Genomic DNA, 1932 nt, shown 5'->3' with positions numbered 1-1932 from the left:
GGCGATATCGACACATTATCGGGCCGGATCGCGCAAATCCGGACCTGGACCTTTGTGGCAAATCGTCCCGATTGGCTGGCCGACCCCGAGCATTGGCAGGGAATCGCGCGAGAAGTCGAAAATAAACTGTCAGATGCCCTGCATGAACGGCTCACGGAACGTTTCGTTGATCGCCGTACCAGTGTATTGATGCGCCGCCTGCGGGAGAACAGCGTTTTGAATACTGAAATCGGCAAGACCGGCGAAGTGATCGTAGAAGGCCATGTCATTGGCCGGCTCGACGGATTTACCTTCGCGCCCGACGCTGCGGAAGCCGGCTCCGACGCCAAGGCTCTGCAGGCCACTGCGCTGAAAGCGCTGGCCGGCGAGATCGATGCGCGCGCCGAAAAACTCGCCGCCGCGCCCGACGAGCAGTTCGTGCTGACGTCAGATGGCACCATCCGCTGGACCGGCGACGCGGTGGCGCGGCTGGTTGCGGCCGACGACGCGCTGCATCCGCGCCTGCGCATCATTTCCGACGATCGGCTGGCCGGCGCGCCACGCGAGGCGGTGCAGACCAGGCTCGATCTGTGGCTGAAGACGCATATCGAGAAACTGCTGGGGCCGCTGTTCGACCTGCAGAAGGCCGAGGACATCACCGGCATCGCGCGCGGCATCGCGTTCCAGCTGATCGAGGCGCTCGGCGTGCTGGAGCGGCAGAAGATTTCCGCCGAGATGAAGGATCTCGACCAGCCGTCACGCGCGACCTTGCGCAAATACGGCGTGCGCTTCGGCGCCTATCACATCTACGTTCCGGCGCTGCTGAAGCCCGCGGCGCGCGCGCTGGCTTCGCTGCTGTGGGCCGAGAAGCAAAGCAATGTCGACATGTCGGCATTGTCGGGCGCGCAGCATCTCGCAGGAAGCGGCCGCACCTCGTTCCCGGTCGACAAGTCGCTCGACCGCGACGCCTATCGCGTGCTGGGCTACCGGCAATGCGGCGAGCGCGCGGTGCGGGTCGATATTCTGGAGCGCCTCGCCGACCTGATTCGCCCCGCGCTGTCATGGCGCGAAGCTTCGCCTGGCACCAAGCCGGCCGGTGCATTTGACGGTCGCGGTTTCGTGGTGACGCAGGCGATGACCTCGCTGACCGGCTCCGCCGGCGAGGATTTCGCCTCGATCCTGCGCGCGCTGGGCTATCGCATGGAAAAGAAGGCGCCGCTGCCGCCGAAGCCGGTGGTGGTTGAAGCGCCGGCCGCTGAGGCAGCTGCAGCGGAACCAGCTTCCGACGTGGTGGCGCAGAGCACCGAAACGGCTCAGGCGGGCAGCGACCTCGCGCCGGCCGCCGAAGATGCGACCGCATCGTCAGCAACGCTGCTGCCCGACATCGCTTTCTCGCCTGCACCCGAACCGGCCGAGCCTGTTGCCGTCGAGGCGGCGCAGCCGGAACCCGTGGCTGTGGTGGAAGCTCTCGAAGCGCCCGCGGTGGAAACGGTCGAAGCTCCGGTCGAAGCCCCCATGGCGGAAGCTGTTGAAGCTCCCGTGGTGGAGGCCGTCGAGGCTGCCGCCGTGGAGGCGCCGCAGGAGCAGGCCGCCGCTGAAAGCACGACGGAGACCGTTGCCGCCGTTGATGCAGCGGCGGATGGGAGCGTCGCCGAGGCAACCGCGCCCGAAGTCGCCGCAGTACCTGAAATGGTCGAGGTCTGGCGGCCCGGTGGCCGCTCGGAAGAGCGCCGGCCGCGTCACGATCGCAACCGTCAGCGCCATCAAGATCGCCCGGCGCAAGGCGCGGACGCCGCAGCCGCCGTCCCGGGTGAAGCCGGCGACGCTGCCAAGGGCGAGCGGCATCGCCGCGGACGGCGTACCCCCGATTTCCGCAGGCCCCGCACCGATGCGCCGCCGGCTGATGGCGCGACCCCCGTTGTCGCCGCCGATGGCGCGCCGGCGAGCCCGCCG

1 pseudogene is annotated in these 1932 nt (G+C 68.1%); it reads left to right on the top strand.

Annotated features, from left to right (window positions below):
- Window positions 1-1932: pseudogene (locus tag Q8N40_RS26105) on the top strand (helicase); the annotation flags it as partial.

The organism is Bradyrhizobium sp., assembly GCF_030693485.1.
Taxonomy (GTDB): domain Bacteria; phylum Pseudomonadota; class Alphaproteobacteria; order Rhizobiales; family Xanthobacteraceae; genus Bradyrhizobium.
This window is presented reverse-complemented; position numbering and strand designations above follow the sequence as displayed.